This window comes from Geodermatophilus siccatus (assembly GCF_900103785.1).
GTDB classification, from domain to species: Bacteria; Actinomycetota; Actinomycetes; order Mycobacteriales; family Geodermatophilaceae; genus Geodermatophilus; species Geodermatophilus siccatus.
Genome location: NZ_FNHE01000010.1, coordinates 105,933 through 126,216, shown reverse-complemented (window position 1 = coordinate 126,216; position 20,284 = coordinate 105,933). Strand labels below are relative to the sequence as shown.

Here is a 20,284-nt window from a genome sequence, read left to right as displayed (position 1 = left end):
AGCCATGCCCGACCTCATCACCCCTGACCTGGTGGCGCTCGACGCCGACCTGGGCTCCGACAAGACCGCGGTCGTCCGCCGGCTCGCCGGCCTCGTCGCCGGCGCCGGGCGGGCCACCGGGGCCGACGCCCTGGCCGACGACGCCCTGGCGCGCGAGGCGCAGGCGGCCACCGGCCTGCCCGGCGGCATCGCGATCCCGCACTGCCGCTCGGCCGCGGTCACCGAGGCCTCGCTGGCCTTCGCCCGCCTGGACCCCAAGGTCGACTTCGGCGCCCCCGACGGCCCGGCCGACCTGGTCTTCCTCATCGCCGCGCCGGCGCACGGCGACGCCGACCACCTCACGCTGCTGACCGCCCTGGCCCGGGCGCTGGTGCGGCCGGAGTTCGTGGCCTCCCTGCGCGCGGCCGGCTCCGCCGACGAGGTCGTGCGGCTGGTGCAGGAGGTCGTCTCCCCCGAGCCGGCGCCCGCCGGCGCACCCGCGGCGGCCGGCTCCTCGAGCGCCGCGACCGCCGCCACCCCCGCCGCCGCGCCGGCCGCCGACACCTCCACCACCGGCGCCCGCCGCAGCCTGGTCGTCGTGAGCGCCTGCCCGACCGGCATCGCGCACACCTACATGGCCGCCGACAAGCTCACCGCCGCCGGGGAGGCCGCCGGGGTCGACGTGCACGTGGAGACCCAGGGCTCCTCGGGCTCCACCCCGCTGGACCCGGCCGTGATCCGCGCCGCGGACGCGGTCATCTTCGCCGTCGACGTGGGCGTCCGGGACCGGGACCGCTTCGCCGGCAAGCCGCTCGTCCAGTCCGGCACCAAGCGGGCGATCAACGAGCCCGACGTCATGGTCCGCGAGGCGCTGGCCGCCGCGGACGACCCGAACGCCCGCCGGGTGCCGGGCGGCGCCGGCGGCGCCGACGAGCCGGCCGCCGCGGCCGGCAAGCCGGGCGCCGGCACGGAGATCCGCCGCTGGCTGCTCACCGGCGTCAGCTACATGATCCCGTTCGTCGCGGCGGGCGGCCTGCTCATCGCCCTGGGCTTCCTGTTCGGCGGCTACCAGATCGTCAGCACCGACCCGTCGTCGGCCGACGGCAACAGCTACGCGCTGAGCTGGGTCCTGAACAACACGTTCTTCAACCTGCCGGACGTCGCACCGACCGAGGGCCTCAACGACGGCTTCTGGGGCTACCTCGGCGCGGTCTGCACCGTGCTGGGCCAGGCGGCCTTCGGCTTCCTGGTCCCCGCCCTGGCCGGCTACATCGCGTACGCGATCGCCGACCGCCCGGGCATCGTCCCCGGCTTCGTCGTGGGTGCGGTCTCGGTGAGCGTGGGCGCCGGCTTCATCGGCGGCCTCGTCGGCGGCATCATCGCCGGCTTCGCCGCGCGGTGGATCAGCGGCTGGAAGCTGCCGGTGGGGGTCCGGGGCCTGCAGCCGGTCGTGATCATCCCGCTGCTGGCGACGCTGATCTCCAGCGGCCTGATGGCCGTCGTCCTCGGCCGTCCGCTGGCCGCCGCCCTGACCGGCCTGGGTAACTGGCTCAACGGCCTGACCGGCACCTCCGCGGCCGTGCTCGGGATCATCCTCGGCCTGATGATGTGCTTCGACCTCGGCGGCCCGGTCAACAAGGCGGCCTACGTCTTCGCCACCACCGGGCTCACCGCCACGGCCACCGGCGCGCCGCTGGTCATCATGGCCACCGTCATGGCCGCCGGCATGGTCCCGCCGCTGGCGATGGCGCTGAGCACCGCGATCCGGCCGAAGCTGTACACGCCCGCCGAGCGGGACAACGGCAAGGCCGCCTGGCTGCTGGGTGCCTCGTTCATCTCCGAGGGCGCCATCCCGTTCGCCGCGGCCGACCCGCTGCGGGTCATCCCCTCGATGATGCTGGGCGGCGCCACCACCGGCGCCATCGTGGCCGCGGCCGGCGTCGAGCTGCGCGCCCCGCACGGCGGCTTCTTCGTGCTCTTCGCGATCACCGGGATCCTGTGGTTCGTCATCGGGATCCTCGCGGGCACGGTGGTGGGCGCGATCGCGGTCACCATCGCCAAGAGCATCGGCCGGCCGAAGGCCGAGGACGTCCCCGAGGACGCCGTCGACATGGCCCACGCGCACAACGCCGCCCCCGTCACCCAGCCGGCTCGGGCCTGAACCACCAGGCTGTAGCCCACCGCCCGTCTCCGAAGCGAGGGAGTACCCCATGCCCAGTCAGACCGTCACCGTCGGGTCCCGCGTCGGGCTGCACGCCCGGCCTGCCGCCCTCATCGCCGAGGCCGTCGGCAAGGCCGGGACGCCGGTCACGCTGGCCACGCCGGGGGGCAACCCGGTGGACGCCGGGTCGCCGCTGATGATCATGACGCTCGGCGCGAAGCAGGGGACGGAGGTCGTCGTGAGCAGCGAGGACCCCGCCGTCCTCGAGCAGATCGCGGGCCTGGTCGCCCAGGACCTCGACGCCGAGTAGCAGGAGGACCCCGTCCTCCTGCTACTCGCACGCTCGCGGCGAGCCTCCGGACGGGGCCGGCGGGGCCCTGGAGGGTGACCGCCACAGACGACGGCGCCCGTCCCCTGCAGAAGGGGGCGGGCGCTGTCCTGCGTCTGCGATCCGGCCTGGGGAGGGGCCTCAGGCCTGGTCGGGGCGGGGGACGTCGCCGCGCCAGGCGCCGGTCTCGGTGCCGCGGCTCTCGATGAACTCCTTGAACCGCTTGGCGTCGGCCTTGACCTGCCGGTCGTCGAAGCCCAGCGCCGCGCCGGCCTTCTCCACGATGCCCGTCGGCTCCCAGTCGATCTGGATCATCACGCGGGTCTTGTTGTCGTCGAGGCGGTGGAAGGTGACCACGCCGGCGTGCTTGGCCTCGCCGCCGGTGCTGGTCCAGGCCACCCGCTCCTCGGGGTGCTGCTCGGTGATCTCCGCGTCGAACTCCCGCTTGACGCCGTCGATGTTGGTCACCCAGTGGGTGCGCGTCTCGTCGAGCTGCGTGATCCGCTCGACCCCGCCCATGAACTGCGGGAAGGACTCGAACTGCGTCCACTGGTCGTAGGCGACCCGGATGGGGACGTCGACGTCGACGGATTCCTGCACGCTGGCCACGCTGGCCTCCTCTGCTCGGGGTCCTCGGATGGACCCGCTCTACCCGGCGTCTCCGCGCAGGACACCTGCCTGGGCCCGGGTCACAGCAGAGCGGCTGCCACGCTCCCCCGCACCGGGCGGCCGCGCAGCAGGAGCACCTGCGCGAGGTGGTAGGCGTCGGGCTGCCCCTCCCAGGTGCCCGTGGCGACCGCGCCCTCCGGCGTGAGCTCGTGGCGCCAGCTGCCGGTTCCGGGGTCGGCGAAGCGGGCCTCGCCGTGCGCCCACCAGTGCGCGGCGAGCCGCCGGTAGGAGGCGTCGCCGGTGACGGCCGCCAGCGTCTCTGCCGCGGCCACCGCCTCGCACAGCACCCAGTGCATGCGCGCGGTCACCACCGGCCGGTCGTCCCAGTCCAGCGTGTACGGGAAGCCGTCGTGCCCGTCCGCGGCCCAGCCGCGCGAGGCGGCCGCGGTGAAGAGCCCCGTGGCGTCGTCGAGCAGCCAGGACGGCGCGTCCGGCGTGACGGCGCGGGCGTGCAGCGCCAGCCGCGACCACTCGAACTGGTGCCCCACCGTGACGCCGTAGGGGCGGAACGGGTGCGCCGGCTCGTCGCGGTTGTACCCGGGCAGCGGCTGCCACTCCGCGGTGAAGTGCTCGGGCAGCCGCCAGTCCCCCTCCCGCGCCCAGCCGTGCACCACCCGCTCCAGGGTGCGCAGCGCCTGCCCGCGCAGCTGCGCGGCCCGCGGGTCGGCGTCGCCCAGGGCGTCGGCGGCGGCGAGCGAGGCCTCCACGCCGTGCATGTTGGCGTTGACGCCGCGGTAGTCCGACAGCCGCGCCCAGCCGGCGTCCCACTCCTCGACCGCCAGGCCCGCCGTGTCGTCCCAGAACCGCGTCTGCCAGACGCCGAGCGCCTCGTCCAGCAGCTCCCGGCCGCCGGGCGCACCCGCGGCGGTGGCCGTGGCCCCGGCCAGGACGGCGAAGGCGTGCACGTACGCGGCCTTGGTGTCGTCGGCGGTCGAGGCGTACCAGCCGCCGCGGCCGCCGTCGTGCAGCGGTCCGGCGGCCAGCGCCTCGACCCCGTGCCGGACCAGTTCGTCCCAGCCGCCGCGGCCGGTCAGCCGGGCGAGCCCGAAGACGTGCGTCATGCGGGCGACGATCCAGGTCTCCTGGCCGCGCTCGGGCCGTACGCGGCCGTCGTCGCCGAGGTAGCCGAAGCCGCCCTCGGGCAGCCGGGATCGGGCCGCGAAGTCCAGCAGCCGGTCGAGGTCGGTCACGGACGGCGACGCTAGTCAGCCCGCGCGGTCCACGGCGAGGTCAGGCCCGCGGCACCGGTCGGCGGCCGGCGTTCTCGACCGCCCAGTCCAGCGCGAGGTCGGCCACCGCCTCCCAGCCGGGTTCGGCGCAGGTCCAGTGCGACCGGCCGGGCAGGTCGCGGACCTCGGTGAGCGCCGCGGAGTGCCGGTAGTGGCGGGCGTTGGAGTGGTTCACCGACGGCGGCATGACGTGGTCCTCGCCGCCGGTGACGAACAGCAGCGGCGCCCGGTCGTCCCGGTCGTAGTCCACCCAGGTCTCCTGGTGGCCGGGCTTGAGGTTCGCGATCACCCCGTCCCACACCCACCGGCCCGGGGCGGGCACGTGGTAGCGCTCGTACGCCCGATCGGACTCCTCGCGGGACAGGGTCGTGGCGAACGAGGCGTGGAACTGCTCCGGTGTGAAGCTGACCGCGCGGTGCCGGTTCGCCGGGTTGCGGAGGAAGGGGAACAGCGACCGGAGCTGCGTCGGCGGGGTGACCCGCACGCCCTCGGTCGGCGCCGAGTCGATCGCCACGCCGGCCGCGCCGAGGCCCCGGGCCAGGAGCAGCTGGGTGAACGTGCCGCCGAACGAGTGGCCGATGAGGATCGGCGGCCGGTCGAGGGCGGTCACCACGGCGGCGAGGTGTTCGACGGTGTCGGAGACCGAGGCCTCCGCGATGACCCGCGGATCCGCCCGCAGCGCCTCGACCTCGATCTCGAAGCCGGGATAGGCGGGGGTCAGCACGCGGTAGCCGCGGTCCTCGTAGTGCGGCACCCAGTGTTCCCAGCTGCGCGGGGTCATCCACAGACCGTGGACCAGGACGACGGTGTCGGGCGCCGCGGTCGGCACGTCGCTCATGGCACGCCTCTCGCCGATTCGGGGCGAGCCGGGCACGGTGCGCGGACCGGCCCGCGATGACGCGGCGGACGCTAGCGGCCCCGCGGCGGCCGCCCCCAGGGCCGACGGCACCGCTGCTGCGCGTCGGTCACGGCGTGGAGCCGGCCGGTGCGCCGGCCGGCTCCATGCCGTCAGAACGCCAGGGCCGTCCCCGGGTCGGACAGCAGGGCCCCGACGTCGGCCAGGAACCGGCTGCCCAGCTCCCCGTCGACGATGCGGTGGTCGAACGACAGGGCCAGCTGCGTGACCTGCCGCGGGCGCACCTTCCCCTTGTGCACCCACGGCAGCTCGCGGATCGCGCCGAAGGCGAGGATTGCCGACTCACCGGGGTTGAGGATCGGCGTCCCCGTGTCGACCCCGAAGACGCCGACGTTGGTGATGGTGATCGTGCCGCCGGTCATGTCCTCCGGGGCGGTGCGGCCGGCCCGCGCCGTCTCGGTCAGCTCGGTGAGCGCGCCGGCCAGCTCGGCCAGCGACAGCCGCCCGGCGTCCTTGACGTTGGGGACGACGAGCCCGCGGGGCGTGGCCGCGGCGATGCCGAGGTTGACCTGCCCGTGGACGACGATCTCCTGCGCCGCCTCGTCCCAGGAGCTGTTGACCATCGGGTGCTTCGCGGCGGCCAGCAGCAGCGCCTTGGCCACGAACAGCAGCGGGCTGACCTTGACCCCGGCGAACTCGGGCCGCGCGGCGATGCGCGACCGCAGCTTGACCATCCGAGTGACGTCGACGGTGAGGAACTCGGTGACGTGCGGCGCGGTGAAGGCGCTGGCCACCATCGCGGCCGCGGTGTGCTTGCGGACCCCCTTGACCGGGATCCGCTGCTCCCCCGCCGTCGGTGCGGCGACCGGCCGCAGCTCGGTCACCGGTGCCGGGCCGGCCGCGGCCGCCTCGACGTCGGCGCGGGTGATCACCCCGCCGGCGCCGCTGCCGGTCAGCGCGGTGAGGTCGACGCCGAGGTCCTTGGCCAGCTTCCGCACCGGCGGCTTGGCCAGCGGCCGGGGCCGGCGCCGCCCGTGCTCGGCCGCGCGGGACGGCGCCGCGTCGACCGAGGCCGCGTGCGCCTCGGCCTGGCGGCCCACCTCCAGGCCACCGTGCCGCACCGGCTTGGTGGTCATGTCCGGCGCGGTGGCCAGCAGCGGTGGGCGCTCCTGGCCTCCCGAGCCGTAGTCGGCGTCCGCGGGGACGACGGCACGGCGCGGACGCCGACGGGCCTCCGTCGTCCGCGGCCCGTAGCCGACGAGCACCGCCGTGCGCCCGCCGGGCGCCGCGCCGCCGATCAGACCCGCAGCCGGCTCGGCCGCGGCGTCGGCTGCGGCGGCGTCTCCCCCGCCCTCCCCGCCGACGTCGATGGTGATGATCGGCGTCCCGACGTCCACGGTGGTCCCGGCCTCGTGCAGCAGCGCGGTGACCGTGCCCGCGAACGGCGAGGGCAGCTCGACGGCGGCCTTCGCCGTCTCCACCTCGCACAGCGGCTGGTTCACCGTGACCGTGTCGCCGACGGCCACCAGCCACTGCAGGATCTCGCCCTCGGTCAGCCCCTCGCCGACGTCGGGCAGCTTGAACTGCTTGAGCGTCCCCATCCCTCAGAAGCCCCTGTCCTCAGAACTGCAGAGCACGGTCGACGGCATCCAGCACCCGGTCGAGGTCGGGGAGGTACTCCTCCTCGAGCTTCGACGGTGGGTAGGGCGTGTCGTAGCCGCCCACCCGCAGCACCGGCGCCTCCAGGGAGTGGAAGCACTCCTCGGTGACCCGCGCGGCGATCTCCGCGCCGAGACCGAGGGTCACCGGCGCCTCGTGGACGACGACGCAGCGCCCGGTGCGCCGCACCGACTCGACAACCGGGTCGAGGTCCAGCGGGGAGAGCGTGCGCAGGTCGACGACCTCCAGCGACCGCCCCTCCTCCGCGGCCGCCTCGGCCGCCTGCAGCGCCGTCTTCACCATCGGGCCGTAGGCCAGCACGGTGACGTCGTCCCCGCCGCGGACCACGCGGGAGGCGAACAGCGGGTCCGGCGTGGCCGCGGTGTCCACCTCGGCCTTGTCCCAGTACCGGCGCTTGGGCTCGAGGAAGACGACCGGGTCGGGGTGCGCGATCGCCTGCTGGATGCCCCAGTAGGCGTCGACCGGGTTGCTGACCGCGACCACCTTGAGCCCGGGCGTGTGCGCGAAGTAGGCCTCGGGGCTCTCGCTGTGGTGCTCCACCGCGCCGATGCCGCCGCCGAAGGGGATCCGGATGACGACCGGCATGGTCAGCTTCCCGCGGGAGCGGGCGTGGATCTTGGCCACCTGGGTGACGATCTGGTTGTAGGCCGGGAAGACGAACCCGTCGAACTGGATCTCGCAGACCGGCCGGTAGCCGCGCATGGCCAGGCCGACCGCGGTGCCGAGGATGCCGGCCTCGGCCAGCGGGGTGTCGACCACGCGGTCCTCGCCGAAGTCCTTCTGCAGGCCGTCGGTGATCCGGAAGACCCCGCCGAGCCGGCCGATGTCCTCGCCCATGAGCACGACCTTGGCGTCGTCCTCCATCGCCCGGCGCAGGCCGAGGTTGAGCGCCTTGCCGATGGTCAGCGTCTCGGTGCTCATGACTCGACTCCGCCCTCGTTCCGCTCCACGGCCGCTGTCCCCCGCGAGCGGGAGGCGCCCCCAGCACGCAGCGGTGCTCGCTCGGGCGTCGTTCTCGCGGTCATCAGTGCCCGCCCCCCTCGAAGCTCGCCTGGTACGCCTCGAACTCGGCCTGCTGCGCGGCCAGGTGCGGCGTCTGCTCGGCGTAGACCTGGTCGAACATCGCCGTCCCGGGCGGGTCGGGCATCTCGGTGGTGCCGCGGCGGATCCGCGCCGCCAGCTCGTCGGCCTCGGCCTCGACGGCGGCGAAGAAGTCGGCGTCGGCGACGCCGCTGCGGGACAGGTGTGCCTTGACCCGGGCGATCGGGTCGCGCAGCTTCCACTCCTCCAGCTCGCTGGCCAGCCGGTACCGGGTGGGGTCGTCGGAGGTGGTGTGCGCACCCATCCGGTAGGTGAACGCCTCGATGAACGTCGGGCCCTGGCCCTCCCGGGCGGCGGCCAGGGCCGCCCGCGTCACCGCCAGGACGGCGAGGACGTCGTTGCCGTCGACCCGGACGCCCGGGAAGCCGAAGCCCGCGGCGCGCTGGTAGAGCGGCACCCGGGACTGGCGCTCCAGCGGGACGCTGATCGCGTACTGGTTGTTCTGGCAGAAGAAGACGACCGGCGCGGAGAAGCTGGCCGCCCAGATCATCGCCTCGTTGACCTCGCCCTGGCTGGTCGCGCCGTCGCCGAGGAAGGCCAGCACGGCGGTCTCGGCGCCGTCCCGCTGGACGCCCATTGCGTAGCCGGTGGCGTGCAGGCACTGCGCGCCGATGACGACGGTGTAGAGGTTGAAGCGGGTGGCGACGGGGTCCCAGCCGCCGTTGTCGACGCCGCGGAACAGGCTCATGACGTGCAGCGGGTCGACCCCGCGGGTCCAGGCCACGCCGTGCTCGCGGTAGGTCGGGAAGGCGTGGTCCCCGGGCTCGAGGGCGCGGCCGGCGCCGACCTGGGCCGCCTCCTGCCCCAGCAGCGAGGCCCAGATGCCCAGCTCGCCCTGACGCTGCAGCGCGGTGGCCTCGACGTCCCACCGGCGGACCAGCACCAGGTCGCGGTAGAGGTCGCGCAGCTGCTGGTCGTCGAGGTCGATCGCGTACTCCGGGTGCTCGACCCGCTCGCCCTCGGGGGTCAGCAGCTGCACCAGGTCGGGTTGCCGGGGCAGGTGCGGCGCCTCCGCACCCGGTACCGGGTCGACCACCTCGGTGGCACTGGACACGCTCACGTGCTCCTCCTCGCCGTCGTCCGCCGCTGCCGGGGTCGCCGGGCCGTGCGGGCGGTGTGGACGCCTCGTGGCACCCGGGTGTGGCGCCACTCACACATCGTGGCACGACCCGGCCCGCGATGGAGGAGACACCCACCCAGCGATCTGCGCAAGGTCCCCCGATCGGATTGCGCACGATGACCGGTCACGGGGTCGCCGGGCCTGTCAGACTGAGCGACGTGCCGGTTCTCGACGCCACCGACGCCCGCCTGCTGCAGGCCCTGGCCGAGGACCCGCGCGCGACGGTCATGGCGCTGTCGCAGCGGCTCGGCCTGGCGCGCAACACCGTGCAGGCGCGGCTGGCGCGGCTGGAGTCCGGCGGCGCCCTGGCACCCTTCGACCACCGCGTCCGCCCCGAGGCGCTGGGCTACCGGCTGGGCGCGTACATGACCGTGCAGGTGGTGCAGCGCAGCCTGGCCGACGTCGGCGAGGCGCTGGCGGACATCCCCGAGGTGCTCGAGGTGACGGCGCTGTCCGGCGTCGCCGACCTGCTGGTACGGGTGGTCGCGATCGACGCCGACGACCTCTGGCGGATCACCGACCGGGTGCTGGCCATCCCCGGCGTCCAGCGCACCGACACCGCGCTGGCGCTGCGCCGGCTGGTCGACCACCGCATGGGCCCGCTGCTGTCCCGGGCCGCCGGTCAGGACCCCGCTGCTCAGGACTGAGGCCGGCGCACCCGTACCGGGCCGCGCGCGGTGGCCACGTCGACGACCTCGCCGCGCTGGGTGACCTCCACCTGCCCGGCCGCGGCCAGCCGTCCGGCTGCCGCGCGGGCCGCGGGCATGAGCTCCCGCCAGCCCTCGGGGTCGACGGCGCGGGCGGCCTCCGAGGGGCAGATCGTCGCGCCGGCCCGCCGGTCGTGGAGCAGCGCGTCGATGGCCTGCTCCAGCCGCGCGTCGACGTCCGCCACGCCCCCAGCCTGCGGCGCGGGACGCCGCCGCGCCACGGCACCCGCCTCCTGGCCACCGCCGGTCCTCCACCCCGCCTCGCCCGGTGGGCAGCGGCCGAGGGTCCGTGGGTGGTGGCGCCCGGGGTCGACCCGGTGGGGACGCCGGCCGGGGGATGCTGGGCCCGTGCGCCGCTGGACGACCGGGCTGCTCGCCGCCCTGCTGCTCGTGCTCGCCGGCTGGGTGCTGGCCCCGGTGGCCTCGGCGTGCAGTTGCACCGGGGGGACGACGGCCGACCACGCCCTCAGCGCCGACGCGGTGTTCTCCGGCCGGCTGGCCGACCGCCAGGTGGTCGGCGGGACCGTCCTGCACGTCTTCGCCGTCGACGCGGTGTACGCGGGACGGGTCGCCGCCCGGCAGGGCGTGCTGTCGCCCGCGTCCGGTGCGTCGTGCGGCCTCGAGGTCGCCGGTGAGGGCCCCTTCCTCGTCTTCGCCGTCCGCGAGGACGACCGGCTCGTGGCCGACCTGTGCGGCGGGACGACGGCGTGGACCCCCCGGGCCGCGGCGGAGGTGCAGGTGCTGACCGGCGTGAGCGCTCCCGAGCCCGGGTCGGCCGGGACCGTGCTGCCCCGGGGCCCGTCCGACACGGTCCTGGAGGCGGTCGTCGCCGTCCTGCTCGTGGCGGCGTTCGCCGGCGGGCTGGTCCTGCGGCGACGGGCGGCCGGGTGGACCGGGGACGGCGAGGGGTAGGGGGCCGCCGGTGCCGCGCTGAGCTGGGTGTACCCGATCGCGGGACGGGGGTAGACCGGGCGGATGGCGAAGCGCACCCCGCTGGGGACCATCGGCAAGGGACGACGCGGCATCAGCGTGGCGGGCTGGGCCCTGCGCGGCGCAGCGGCCGGGGCAGCAGGCAGCACCGCGCTCAACGCCGTCACGTACCTCGACATGACCGTGCGCGGCCGCCCGACGAGCTCGACCCCCGAGCGGACCGTGGAGAAGCTGGCCGAGAAGGCGCACGTGCCGATCCCGGGCGAGGGCGACACGCGACAGAACCGCATCCAGGGGTTGGGCCCGATCACCGGGCTGGTGGCCGGCGTGGGGGTCGGCGTCGTCGTCGGGCTGGTGCGGGCGGCCGGCTACCGGTCGCAGCCGCTGGTCGGCACGCTGCTGACCACGCTCGGGGTGCTGGTCGCCGCCAACGGCCCGATGACCGTCCTCGGCATCACCGACCCGCGCACCTGGTCGGCGATCGACTGGGCCAGCGACATCGTCCCGCACCTGGCCTACGGCGCGGTCGTGAAGACGACGATGGACGCCTTCGACCGGCTCTGAGCGCCCGGGGCCGCCGGGTGAGCCGCACGGTGATCCCACGGGGACGAACCCGCGTCAGGCCGTCCAGCCGCCCTCGTCCACCCCTCCGGGCACCGGGGCGTCGGGGTCGTAGGGCTGCCGGGTGAAGACGAAGGTGCCCACGTCCAGGTGGTCCTCGGCGATGCGCAGCGGCTCCCCGGCGTAGTAGCCCTCCAGGCCCACCCAGGTGCCGTCGTCCCGCCGGGCGAAGCGGCTGGCCCGCCCGGCGCGGCCCGGCAGCGGACCGAGGTGCAGCAGGCCGCCGGGCAGCGCCCGCAGCGCGTGCGGCCCGGGCCCCCAGTACCAGATGCCGAGGGACTCCAGGGGGACCGGCGGCGGCGAGGGCGCCCACGCCTCGACGACCCGCGGCTCGGCGGCGCGCAGGTCGGCGAGCAGGCCGGGGACGAGCGGGTCCAGGCCGGCGGTGGTGTTGGCCAGCGAGACGGCGCCGGTCTGCTCGTCGCGGTCGACGAAGACGCCGGCGAGGAAGCCCGGCATCGAGCCGCCGTGGCCGACCAGCGTGCTCCCGTCGACCCGCAGCACCTGGAGGCCCAGCCCGTACGCCGCCCAGCCCGGCGCGGAGGGGTCCACGCCCGCGGGCACGGTCATCTCCTCCAGCGTCGCGGGCTCGAGCACGTCCCCGGTGTCGCCGAGCAGGAAGGCGGCGAAGCGCCCGAGGTCGGCCAGCGTCGCCCAGAGCTGCCCGGCAGCGGCCATCACGCCCGCGTCGTGCTCCGGCTCGGGCAGGACGACGTCGGCCCACGGGTGCACCGCGCGACCCTCCGCGGCGGGCGCGACCGGCCGGGGCGTCGTCCGGGTCATGCCGAGGGGACCGAGCACCTCGGCGCCGACGACGTCCGCCCAGGACCGGCCGCGCAGCCGCGCCACCAGCTCACCGAGCAGGCCGAAGCCGAGGTTGGAGTAGTGGAAGCGGCGCGCGGCCCCGAGGACGACGTGCTCGGGGGCCAGCCGCAGGTCCGCCAGCGAGCCGCCGGGGGCCCGCTCCCACCACGCGCCCGGGCTCTCCGCGGCCGCGCCGGCGACGTGGGCGAGCAGCTGGCCGACGGTGCGGTCGCCGAGCGGGGTGCCGGGCACGTGCCGGTCGAGCGGGTCGTCGAGGTGCACCCGGCCCTCGTCGCGCAGCCGCAGGACGGCGACCGCGGTGACGGTCTTGCTGATCGACCCCAGCCGGTACTGGACGTCGGTGTGCGGTTCGGGGACGTCGCCGCGCCCGGTGGACCAGGCCAGCCCGCCGTCGCGGACGACGCCCGCGACGAGGCTCGGTGCCCGTCCGTCGCGCTGCACGCGGGCGGTGCGGGCGAGCAGCAGGCGGGCGGTGGACGGCAGGACGGCGTCGGGCACGGACCGGACGCTAGCGAGCCGCGGTCAGGAGGTGGGCGCGGCCTCGGGCACGGGCAGCCGGCCGGTGCGGGTGGCCCAGCGGTCGAACCAGAGGGTGGCCAGCGGGGGCACCGACGCGGCGAGGGCGAGCAGCGCGGTGCCGGCGTTCCAGCGCAGCACCCGGGCGGCCACGACCGCGACGACGACGTAGGCGATGAAGATGCCGCCGTGGATCGGGCCGAAGATCTGCACGCCGCGCTCGGAGGTCGCCAGCACGTACTTGACGAACATCCCGAACAGCAGGCCCACCCAGGAGCACGCCTCGGCGAGGGCGACGGCACGGAAGGAGAGGGCGACGGCGCGCGGGGTCACGCGCCCCATGGTCCCCGACGCCGGGACGGGCCAGCTGCGTCGGTCGGGGTGACCCGCGCCACCCGTCGTCCCCCCGTGGCAGGGTCGGGGCCCGTGCGGGGTCTGGCGCGGCGCGAGTTCTGCCTGGTGCTGCTGCGCCGGATGGCCGACCTGCGGCCGGACCTGGTCGCCGAGGCGCTCCCCCGGCTGGGCGCCACCCGGGCGGAGGCGCACGCGGCGCACACCCGCTGGCAGGCGCTGCAGCACTCGCCGCGGGCGCCGCGCGGGCTGGCGCTGCGCTCGGCCGTCCTCGGCCCGCCCGAGGAGACCGAGGACCGCCGCTTCGGCGACCTCGACCTGGAGGTGCGCCGCTGGCCGCTGCCGCTGTGGCCGCACCTGTACTGGGAGGTGCTCACCGGTCCGGGCGGCAGCGTGCTGCAGGAGCACCTGGTGCGGGCGCCGGGCTCACCCGTGCCGCGGGCCACGCCGGCCGGGTTGCGGGTGTGGGAGCACACGCTGGACGACGTGGTGGGTCTGCGCGGGGCGACGAGCGTCGACCCCGGCGTGGTCACCCGCTGGGAGGTGCACCTGCCCGGCGGCGTCCGCGCCCGCTTCGTCTGGGGCCTCCTGCAACAGGTCGAGCGGCCGTGACGCCCCGGCCGGCCCCCTGCAGGGTCCCGCCGCGAGCCCGCGAGTGGCGGGGGGCAGGGGGTCCTTCCGTCAACCGGCGATGCGGTTGAACTTCGGCGTCGCGCCCATGTTGTCGACACTGGCGATCTTGACGACGTCACCGGACGTCGGCGCGTGCACCATCTGGCCGTTGCCCAGGTAGATGCCGATGTGGCTGACCGGGCTGTAGAAGGCGACCAGGTCGCCGGCGCGGGCCTCGGCGCGGGACACCGGGGTGCCCATCTGCGACTGCATGCGGCTCGAGTGCGGCAGGCTGATCCCGGCCGCCTGGAAGGCGTACTGCACCAGGCCCGAGCAGTCGAACGAGCCCGGCCCCGACGCCGCCCACACGTAGGGCTTGCCGCGCTGGGCCAGCGCGCGGTCGACGACCGCCTGGAGCGAACCGCCGGAGACGGCCACGGGAGCGGAGGACGCCGCGGCCGGCTCCTCGCGCTCGGTGCGGCTGGCCCGGCCGTCCTCGCCGGCACCGTGGGCAGCGGCGGCGGCCTCGAGGGCGGCCCGCCGCTCCTCGGCCGAGAGCCGGGTGTAGTCGGCCTGGTACTCGGCGATCTGGGCCTGCAGGTCGGCCTGCTGGCGGGCGACCGCGTCGTACTGCGTCTGCGCCTCGGTGGCGGCCCGGTCGGCCACGATCTGCGCCTGCGCGGCGGCCTCGCCGGCGACGACGGCCGCCTCGAGCAGCTCGCCCTGGTGGCCGGCCACGGCCTGCAGCAGGGTGACCCGGTTGACGAACTCGTCGGCGGAGTCGCTGGTCATCAGGGCCTGGAACGAGCCCATGCTGTCGCCGGTGAAGGCGGTCCGCGCCACGCCGACGACCGACTCCCGGGCGGCGGTGACCGCCGTCTGCGCCTCGGCGACCGCCGCGGCGGCCGCCTGCGCCGCCGCCTGCTGGCCGGCCAGCGTCTCGCGGGCCTCGTTGAACTCCTCGGTGAGCACCTCGAGCTCGTGGCCGCGGGCGGCGACGAGGGCCGCGGCGTCCGCGGCGGTGGTGGGCTCCTCGGCGCCGGCCGGGGCGGGGGCGAGCGCGAGGCCGATGGCGCCGGCGAGGACCAGGGCAGCGCGGCGGGCGGTGCGAGGGGTCGCCATGGTGCGGCGGCACTCCGTTCATCCACGGCCGCCTACCGGGTCAGCTGACGGGTTCGGGCCGGACGAGCCCGGCGCGGCCGGCCGCGGTGCCGGCGCGCGCTTCACCCCAGTGGTTCGGTGGGTCCCCGGCCCCGCGCTCCCGGGGAGGAGCGCCGGCTCGGCGGCATCCGCGGGGTGTCACCCAGGCTGGTGACGGAGCGCCCCGGCGGATGCACTCACCGTAAGGTCCGTGACGTCGTCGTGACAATCACCCGGGTGTGATTTGGTGGACTCTCGACTCGACCGCGCCGGTCGCCGGGAACGGGTGGGGCGGGTGTGGCGGGCGAGGTTCGCCGCGGGTGCCGCGGGGCACGCAGGGGTCATGGATCTCAAGCGACCCCTCGTCGTGCTGGCCGCCGTCGCCGCCCTGGCCGGGTGCAGCGCCGCCACGGAGACCGGCGGCAACACCGACACCGACCGGGGGACCACCGAGTGCGGCGCCGCCGAGGCCGGCGCCAGCGAGCAGGAGGCCTGCGACGACACCGAGCAGGACAACGAGCAGCAGACCGACCAGGAGGACGACGGCACGAGCTGACCGCGGCACGGAGAGGCAGGGCGTTCCGGCTACGGTCCGCCGGTGGGTACGCGCAGGTACGACGCCGTCGTCGTGGGCGCCGGGCACAACGGGCTGGTCGCCGCGGCCTACCTGGCCCGGGCCGGGTGGTCGGTGCTGGTCCTCGAGCGGCTCGCCGAGGTCGGCGGCGCCGCGGTCAGCCGGCAGGTGTTCCCCGGCGTCGACGTCCGGCTCTCGGCCTACTCCTACCTGGTGAGCCTGCTGCCCGACCGGATCGTGGCCGACCTCGGCCTGCAGGTGACGCTGGCCGACCGCGCGGTCGCCTCGTACACCGCCGTCCCGGACGGGCCGGGACTGCTCGTCGAGCGGGACGAGGGCCCGGCCACCGCGGCGTCCTTCCGGGCGCTCACCGGCTCCGACGCCGAGCTGGCGGCCTGGCAGCGGTTCCACGGCCGGGTGGCCACGCTCGCCGAGGACCTCGCCCCCACCCTGACCGAGCCGCTGCTCTCCCCCGCCGACCTGGCCGGGCGGCTGCGCGAGCCGCGGCTGTGGCACGACCTGCGGGAGCGCCCGCTGGCCGACGTGGTCGCCGACGCGCTGTCCCACGACGTCGTCCGCGGGGTGGCGCTCACCGACGGGCTGATCGGCACGTACGCCGACGTGCACGCCGCCGACGGCCTGGCCGGGCGCTGCTTCCTGTACCACGTGGTCGGCAACGGCACCGGGCGGTGGCGCGTCCCGGTGGGCGGGATGGGCGCGGTCACCGGCGCGATGGCCGCCGCCGCGCGCGGTGCCGGCGCGGAGCTGGTCACCCGGGCCGAGGTGACCGCCGTCGAGCCGCGGGACGACGGAGCGACCGTGTACTGGACCGACGACGACGGCACCGAGCGGGCGGTGGACGCCGGCCGGGTGGTCGGCGGCGCCGCCCCGGCCGTGGTCGACCGCCTGCTGGGCCAGGCCCCGCGCCCCTCCGCGGACGGCGCCCAGCTCAAGGTCAACATGGTGCTGGCGCGGCTGCCCCGGCTGCGCTCGGACATCGACCCGGCGCTCGCCTTCGCCGGCACCTGCCACGTCGACGAGGCGGCGTCCCAGCTCGACGCCGCGCACGCCCAGGCCGGGGCCGGCCGCCTGCCCGACGTCGTCCCCTTCGAGGTCTACTGCCACTCGCTGACGGACCCGACGGTGCTGGGCCCGGCCGAGCGCGCGGCCGGCTGGCACACCCTGACCCTCTTCGGCCTGCACACGCCGGCGGCGCTGTTCCGCGACGACCCCGCGGGCGTCCGGGACGAGGCGGTGAGGCGGGTCGTGGCCCAGCTCGACGCGCACCTGGCCGAGCCGCTGCTGGACTGCCTGGCCCGGGACGCCGAGGGCCGGCCGTGCCTGCAGGCGGCCTCGCCGCTGGACGTCGAGGCGTCGCTGGCGATGCCGGGCGGGCACATCTTCCACGGCGACCTGTCGTGGCCGGTCGCCGCGACGCCGGAGGAGGTCGGCACCTGGGGCGTGGCGACGGCGCACGCGCGGGTCGTCGCCGCCTCCTCGGGCGGCACCGTGCGCGGCGGGGCGGTCAGCGGCCTGGGCGGCTACGCGGCGGCTCGCGCGCTGCTGGACCGGTGCTGAGGCGCGCCTGGACGGCGCGCCGGCTGCGCGCCGAGACGACGTCCCTGCTGCGCGGGGCCGCCGAGCAGCTGCGCGGCCGGGACGTCGCGCTGATCGCCGCCGGGCTGACCTTCTACGCCGGCATCGCCGTGGTGCCGCTGCTGCTGGTCGCCTTCTCGCTCACCGCGCTGCTCACCTCGGCCGAGCGGGTGCGGGAGCTGAGCGACCGGCTGGCCCAGCTGCTCCCGCCGGAGCTGGGCGCCCCCGGGGCGCTGCGGACGCTGGCCGAGGCCGGCACCGGCCTGGACCTGCTGGACTTCGTCCTGGCCCTGGTCCCGCTGTCGTTCTACGGCGAGGGGCTGCGCCGGGCGCTGCTGCGCTTCACCCCCCGCCAGGACCGGCTGACCGGCTGGCGCGGCCGGCTGCTGGCGCTGCCGCTGGTGCTGACCACGCCGCTGCTGATGTACGCGCTGCTGCAGGCGGCGTCAGCGATGGTGGAGCTCACCGAGCGGGGCAGCGGGCTGGGCGCCTTGGCCGTCGGCTACTACTCCGTGCTGTTCGCGCTCACCGTGCCGCTGCTGTGGGGCTTCGGCGTGGTCGCGGCCGGCGACCTGCGCTGGCCGGCGCTGCTGTCCGGCGTGCTGTTCACCGCCGCCTGCCTGTCGGGCTTCCTGCAGGGCTTCGCGATCTTCCTGGCCCTGCCGCTGGCGCTGGGCGCGCCGTTCGGCGGGCTGACGGTGGTCGGCGCGGTCGTGGCGATCAGCCTGTGGCTGTTCCTGCTGCACCTGGTCGTGATCGGGGGCTGGCTGCTCACCCAGTCCCTCGACGACCGGCTCCGCAGGGGAGCTCAGCCCTCGTCCTGACCCCGGTCCTGACCCCAGTCCTGGCCCTCCCCGCGGTCCTGGTCCTGGTCCTCGCCGCCGTCCCGGCCCTGCTCCGGCTCGGGGTCGGGCTCGACGGTCTCGGGGGCGGACGGCGGCGGCTCGACCGACGGCTCGGGGGCCTCCGGCTGCCGCGACCGCGGCGACGGCTCGGGATCGGGTCGGGGCCGCGGCGGGACGTAGTCCTCGCCGTTGCTGACCAGGATGGAGACGACCTGGCCCGCCACCGCGCGGCCGCCGCGCGGCGGGCTGGTGCCCAGCAGGACGCCGGAGCGCCGGGAGCTGTCCACCTCCACGGTGCGGTGCTCGAAGCCGGCGTCGGACAGCGCCGTCCGGCAGGCGCGGACCGAGGTGCAGCCCGGCACCGGCCGCGTGTTGCCGTTCATCACGACCTCGTCGGCCGGCGGGAACTCTCCGCTGCCGCGGGCCTCCAGGATCGGCGCCATCGCGTCGCGCCAGACCGTGGCCGCCTTGCCACCGCCGAAGCCGCCGACGTTCTGCTTCTCCTTGGGGTTGAGCACCATGACGCTCGCGGTGATCTCGGGGGTGTACCCGACGAACGCGATCGAGTCGTTGTCCTGGGACGTCCCCGTCTTGCCGGCGATCTGGTGGCCCGGGACGTAGGCGCGGGTGCCGGTCGCTCCGGAGTAACCCGGCTCGACGTCCTTGCGCAGCATCTGGTTGAGCGTGTTGGCCACGCCGGGCTTGATCGCCTCCGGGGTGCAGCGGTCGCCGACCGCGAGCGGCTCGCCGTCCGACCCGACCGCGGGCTCGCCGTGCTGGTCGAGCACCGCGGTCACCGGGACGACGTCGCACTGCGTCCCGCCGGCTGCCAGCGTCGAGTAGGCGCTGGCCAGGGCGAGCGGGCTGGTGGCCTCGGCGCCGAAGGTGAACGACCCGCGGTTCTCGTCGATGATCTGCTGCGGCAGGGCCGGGTCGCTGAACTGGAACAGGCCCATCCGCTCGGCCATCCGCACCGGCTCCTCCACGCTGCCCAGGGCGTCCTCGAGGGCGAGGAAGTAGGTGTTGGAGGACTGGTAGAGCGCGGTGGTCAGGTCCAGCGTCGAGCGGTAGGTGCCGGCGTTCTCGACGTCGTAGCGCCCCGTGCCGTCCCGGTAGACGCGGGAGACGTAGGGGTCCGACGTCGTCAGCGTGTAGTAGCCGGAGTAGCCCCGGTCCAGCGCCGCCGCGGCGGTGAAGACCTTGTAGGTCGACCCCGAGCCCTTGCTGGGGGCGAGGTTGAGGTTGAACGACTCCTGCGCCGGGTCCTCCTGGTCGTAGCCGAACACCCGGTTGACGCTCATCGCCAGCAGGTGGCCGGTGCCCGGCTCGACGGCGGTGAACATGCCGGCCAGCAAGTTGCCCATGGCCAGCGTCTCGAGCACGGCGGCGTCCCCGGCGCGCTGCAGGTCGGCGTCCAGGGTCGTCCGGACGACGTAGCCGCCGTTGTCCAGCTGCTGCTGGGTCAGCCCCAGCTCCTGGATCAGGTAGCGCTGCACGAAGTCGCAGACGAACGCGCCGACCGTGGCCTCGACGCAGCCGCGGCGCGGCGCCGGGGCGGGGGCGAGGCCGAGCGGCGCGGCCTGCGCAGCGGCGGCGTCCGCCGGGGACACGCGGCCCTGCTCGGCCATCCGGGAGAGGACCTCGTTGCGGCGCGCGGTGGCCGCCTCCGGGTTGGTGAACGGGTCGTCCTGGGTCGGGCTCTGCGCCAGGCCGGCCAGCAGCGCGGCCTGCGGCAGGGTGAGGGCGGCGGCGTCGACGCCGAAGAACGCCTGCGCGGCGGGCTGGACGCCGTAGGCGTTCCGCCCGAAGTAGACGATGTTGAGGTAGCGGGTGAGCAGCTCGTCCTTGGCGTAGGTGTCCTCCAGCGCCAGCGCCAGCCGGGCCTCCCGCAGCTTGCGGCCCAGCGTCTGCTCGGTGGCCGCGCGGCGCTCCTCCGGGGTGTCGGCGGTCTGCAGCAGGGTCTGCTTGACCAGCTGCTGGGTGAGCGTCGACCCGCCCTCCTGCACGCCGCCCGCGGCGATGTTGGTCACCAGCGCGCGGGCGGTGCCCTGCACGTCGAGGCCGTGGTGCTCGTAGAACCGGGCGTCCTCGATGGCGACCATCGCCTGCTTCATGACCTCGGCGATGCGGTCGCCGGTCACCGGGGCGCGGTTCTCCTCGTAGAAGGAGGTGATGACCTCGCCGTTGGCGGCCAGCAGCACGGTGTTGGCCGGCGGGGCGTCGACGGTCAGCTCGGTGGGGAGGTCGCCGAGCAGGCTGGTCGACTGCTGGGCGGCCACCGCGGGTCCGCCGACCCAGGGGAAGAGGAGTGCCGCGACGAGTGCTCCGGCCACCACGACCGTGGCGGCGAGCTTGAGCAGCGTCCTGACCCGTGCGTCGGTGCGCAGGTCCATGGGCCCCCTTCCGTGGAGTGCCACTCGATCAGGGATCGGTGGCGGTCACAA

The 20,284-nt window shown here is 75.7% G+C and carries 20 protein-coding genes; 9 read left to right on the top strand and 11 right to left on the bottom strand.

The window, feature by feature from the left end; translation table 11 throughout:
* Window positions 1-4 precede the first annotated feature (4 nt).
* A complete protein-coding gene (locus BLS21_RS18270) occupies window positions 5-2,140 on the top strand; it encodes a PTS fructose transporter subunit IIABC (RefSeq protein ID WP_091221740.1) in 2,136 nt (711 codons plus the stop codon).
* A gap of 49 nt (window positions 2,141-2,189) precedes the next feature.
* A complete protein-coding gene (locus tag BLS21_RS18265; protein ID WP_091221737.1) occupies window positions 2,190-2,450 on the top strand; it encodes an HPr family phosphocarrier protein in 261 nt (86 codons plus the stop codon).
* 159 nt (window positions 2,451-2,609) lie between these two features.
* Here BLS21_RS18265 and BLS21_RS18260 read toward each other — a convergent pair whose 3' ends face one another.
* The 6 genes from BLS21_RS18260 to pdhA form a co-directional block, all read right to left on the bottom strand.
* Window positions 2,610-3,077, bottom strand: a complete 468-nt coding sequence (locus BLS21_RS18260) for an SRPBCC family protein (RefSeq protein WP_091221734.1) — start codon at window positions 3,075-3,077, stop codon at window positions 2,610-2,612.
* An 80-nt stretch (window positions 3,078-3,157) separates the two neighbouring features.
* Window positions 3,158-4,327: an AGE family epimerase/isomerase gene (locus tag BLS21_RS18255; protein WP_091221732.1), complete on the bottom strand. Its 1,170-nt coding sequence runs from the start codon at window positions 4,325-4,327 to the stop codon at window positions 3,158-3,160.
* A gap of 40 nt (window positions 4,328-4,367) precedes the next feature.
* Window positions 4,368-5,204: an alpha/beta hydrolase gene (locus tag BLS21_RS18250; protein ID WP_091221730.1), complete on the bottom strand. Its 837-nt coding sequence runs from the start codon at window positions 5,202-5,204 to the stop codon at window positions 4,368-4,370.
* Between the two features lie 170 nt (window positions 5,205-5,374).
* On the bottom strand, window positions 5,375-6,823 hold the full coding sequence (locus tag BLS21_RS18245; protein WP_091221727.1) for a dihydrolipoamide acetyltransferase family protein: 1,449 nt from the start codon (window positions 6,821-6,823) through the stop codon (window positions 5,375-5,377).
* A gap of 19 nt (window positions 6,824-6,842) precedes the next feature.
* Window positions 6,843-7,823 (bottom strand): alpha-ketoacid dehydrogenase subunit beta, encoded by a 981-nt coding sequence (locus tag BLS21_RS18240; RefSeq protein ID WP_091221725.1) that lies wholly within the window; start codon window positions 7,821-7,823, stop codon window positions 6,843-6,845.
* Window positions 7,824-7,926: 103 nt separating this feature from the next.
* Window positions 7,927-9,063 carry a pyruvate dehydrogenase (acetyl-transferring) E1 component subunit alpha gene (gene pdhA / locus BLS21_RS18235; protein WP_091221722.1) on the bottom strand — a complete coding sequence of 379 codons (1,137 nt, stop codon included), beginning with the start codon at window positions 9,061-9,063 and terminating at the stop codon, window positions 7,927-7,929.
* Window positions 9,064-9,281: 218 nt separating this feature from the next.
* Between pdhA and BLS21_RS18230 the strand changes: the two genes are divergently transcribed.
* Window positions 9,282-9,770: an Lrp/AsnC family transcriptional regulator gene (locus BLS21_RS18230; RefSeq protein ID WP_217636192.1), complete on the top strand. Its 489-nt coding sequence runs from the start codon at window positions 9,282-9,284 to the stop codon at window positions 9,768-9,770.
* Here BLS21_RS18230 and BLS21_RS18225 read toward each other — a convergent pair.
* The gene (locus tag BLS21_RS18225; protein WP_091221979.1) at window positions 9,761-10,015 is read right to left on the bottom strand and encodes a DUF3253 domain-containing protein; all 255 of its coding nucleotides are present in this window, start codon (window positions 10,013-10,015) and stop codon (window positions 9,761-9,763) included. The genes BLS21_RS18230 and BLS21_RS18225 overlap by 10 nt on opposite strands.
* A gap of 163 nt (window positions 10,016-10,178) precedes the next feature.
* Between BLS21_RS18225 and BLS21_RS18220 the strand changes: the two genes are divergently transcribed.
* Together BLS21_RS18220 and BLS21_RS18215 are read left to right on the top strand one after the other, a co-directional pair.
* Window positions 10,179-10,742 (top strand): hypothetical protein, encoded by a 564-nt coding sequence (locus BLS21_RS18220; RefSeq protein ID WP_091221717.1) that lies wholly within the window; start codon window positions 10,179-10,181, stop codon window positions 10,740-10,742.
* Window positions 10,743-10,805: 63 nt separating this feature from the next.
* Entirely contained in the window at window positions 10,806-11,324 is a 519-nt protein-coding gene (locus tag BLS21_RS18215; RefSeq protein ID WP_091221715.1) for a hypothetical protein, read from the top strand.
* A 54-nt stretch (window positions 11,325-11,378) separates the two neighbouring features.
* Here the strand turns inward: BLS21_RS18215 and BLS21_RS18210 are convergent, their stop codons facing one another.
* Window positions 11,379-12,704, bottom strand: a complete 1,326-nt coding sequence (locus BLS21_RS18210) for a serine hydrolase domain-containing protein (RefSeq protein WP_091221712.1) — start codon at window positions 12,702-12,704, stop codon at window positions 11,379-11,381.
* Window positions 12,705-12,728: 24 nt separating this feature from the next.
* Window positions 12,729-13,064 (bottom strand): DUF3817 domain-containing protein, encoded by a 336-nt coding sequence (locus tag BLS21_RS18205; protein WP_091221708.1) that lies wholly within the window; start codon window positions 13,062-13,064, stop codon window positions 12,729-12,731.
* 84 nt (window positions 13,065-13,148) lie between these two features.
* Here BLS21_RS18205 and BLS21_RS18200 point away from each other — a divergent pair, with 84 nt between their 5' ends.
* Window positions 13,149-13,685, top strand: coding sequence for a hypothetical protein (locus tag BLS21_RS18200; RefSeq protein ID WP_175479624.1), 537 nt, complete (start codon window positions 13,149-13,151; stop codon window positions 13,683-13,685).
* A 69-nt stretch (window positions 13,686-13,754) separates the two neighbouring features.
* Here the strand turns inward: BLS21_RS18200 and BLS21_RS18195 are convergent, their stop codons facing one another.
* Window positions 13,755-14,807: a C40 family peptidase gene (locus tag BLS21_RS18195; protein ID WP_091221702.1), complete on the bottom strand. Its 1,053-nt coding sequence runs from the start codon at window positions 14,805-14,807 to the stop codon at window positions 13,755-13,757.
* 361 nt (window positions 14,808-15,168) lie between these two features.
* On the opposite strand from BLS21_RS18195, the gene BLS21_RS18190 reads away from it, so the two are divergent.
* From BLS21_RS18190 to BLS21_RS18180, 3 genes are read left to right on the top strand one after another with little or no spacing between them, the layout of a single operon-like run.
* Entirely contained in the window at window positions 15,169-15,381 is a 213-nt protein-coding gene (locus BLS21_RS18190) for a hypothetical protein (RefSeq protein WP_091221699.1), read from the top strand.
* A gap of 42 nt (window positions 15,382-15,423) precedes the next feature.
* On the top strand, window positions 15,424-16,977 hold the full coding sequence (locus BLS21_RS18185) for a phytoene desaturase family protein (protein WP_091221697.1): 1,554 nt from the start codon (window positions 15,424-15,426) through the stop codon (window positions 16,975-16,977).
* Window positions 16,971-17,819 carry a YhjD/YihY/BrkB family envelope integrity protein gene (locus BLS21_RS18180; RefSeq protein ID WP_245700545.1) on the top strand — a complete coding sequence of 283 codons (849 nt, stop codon included), beginning with the start codon at window positions 16,971-16,973 and terminating at the stop codon, window positions 17,817-17,819. The genes BLS21_RS18185 and BLS21_RS18180 overlap by 7 nt, the downstream gene beginning before the upstream one ends.
* Here the strand turns inward: BLS21_RS18180 and BLS21_RS18175 are convergent.
* Window positions 17,804-20,233: a transglycosylase domain-containing protein gene (locus BLS21_RS18175; RefSeq protein ID WP_091221694.1), complete on the bottom strand. Its 2,430-nt coding sequence runs from the start codon at window positions 20,231-20,233 to the stop codon at window positions 17,804-17,806. The two genes, BLS21_RS18180 and BLS21_RS18175, sit on opposite strands and share 16 nt — an antisense overlap.
* Window positions 20,234-20,284: the final 51 nt, after the last annotated feature.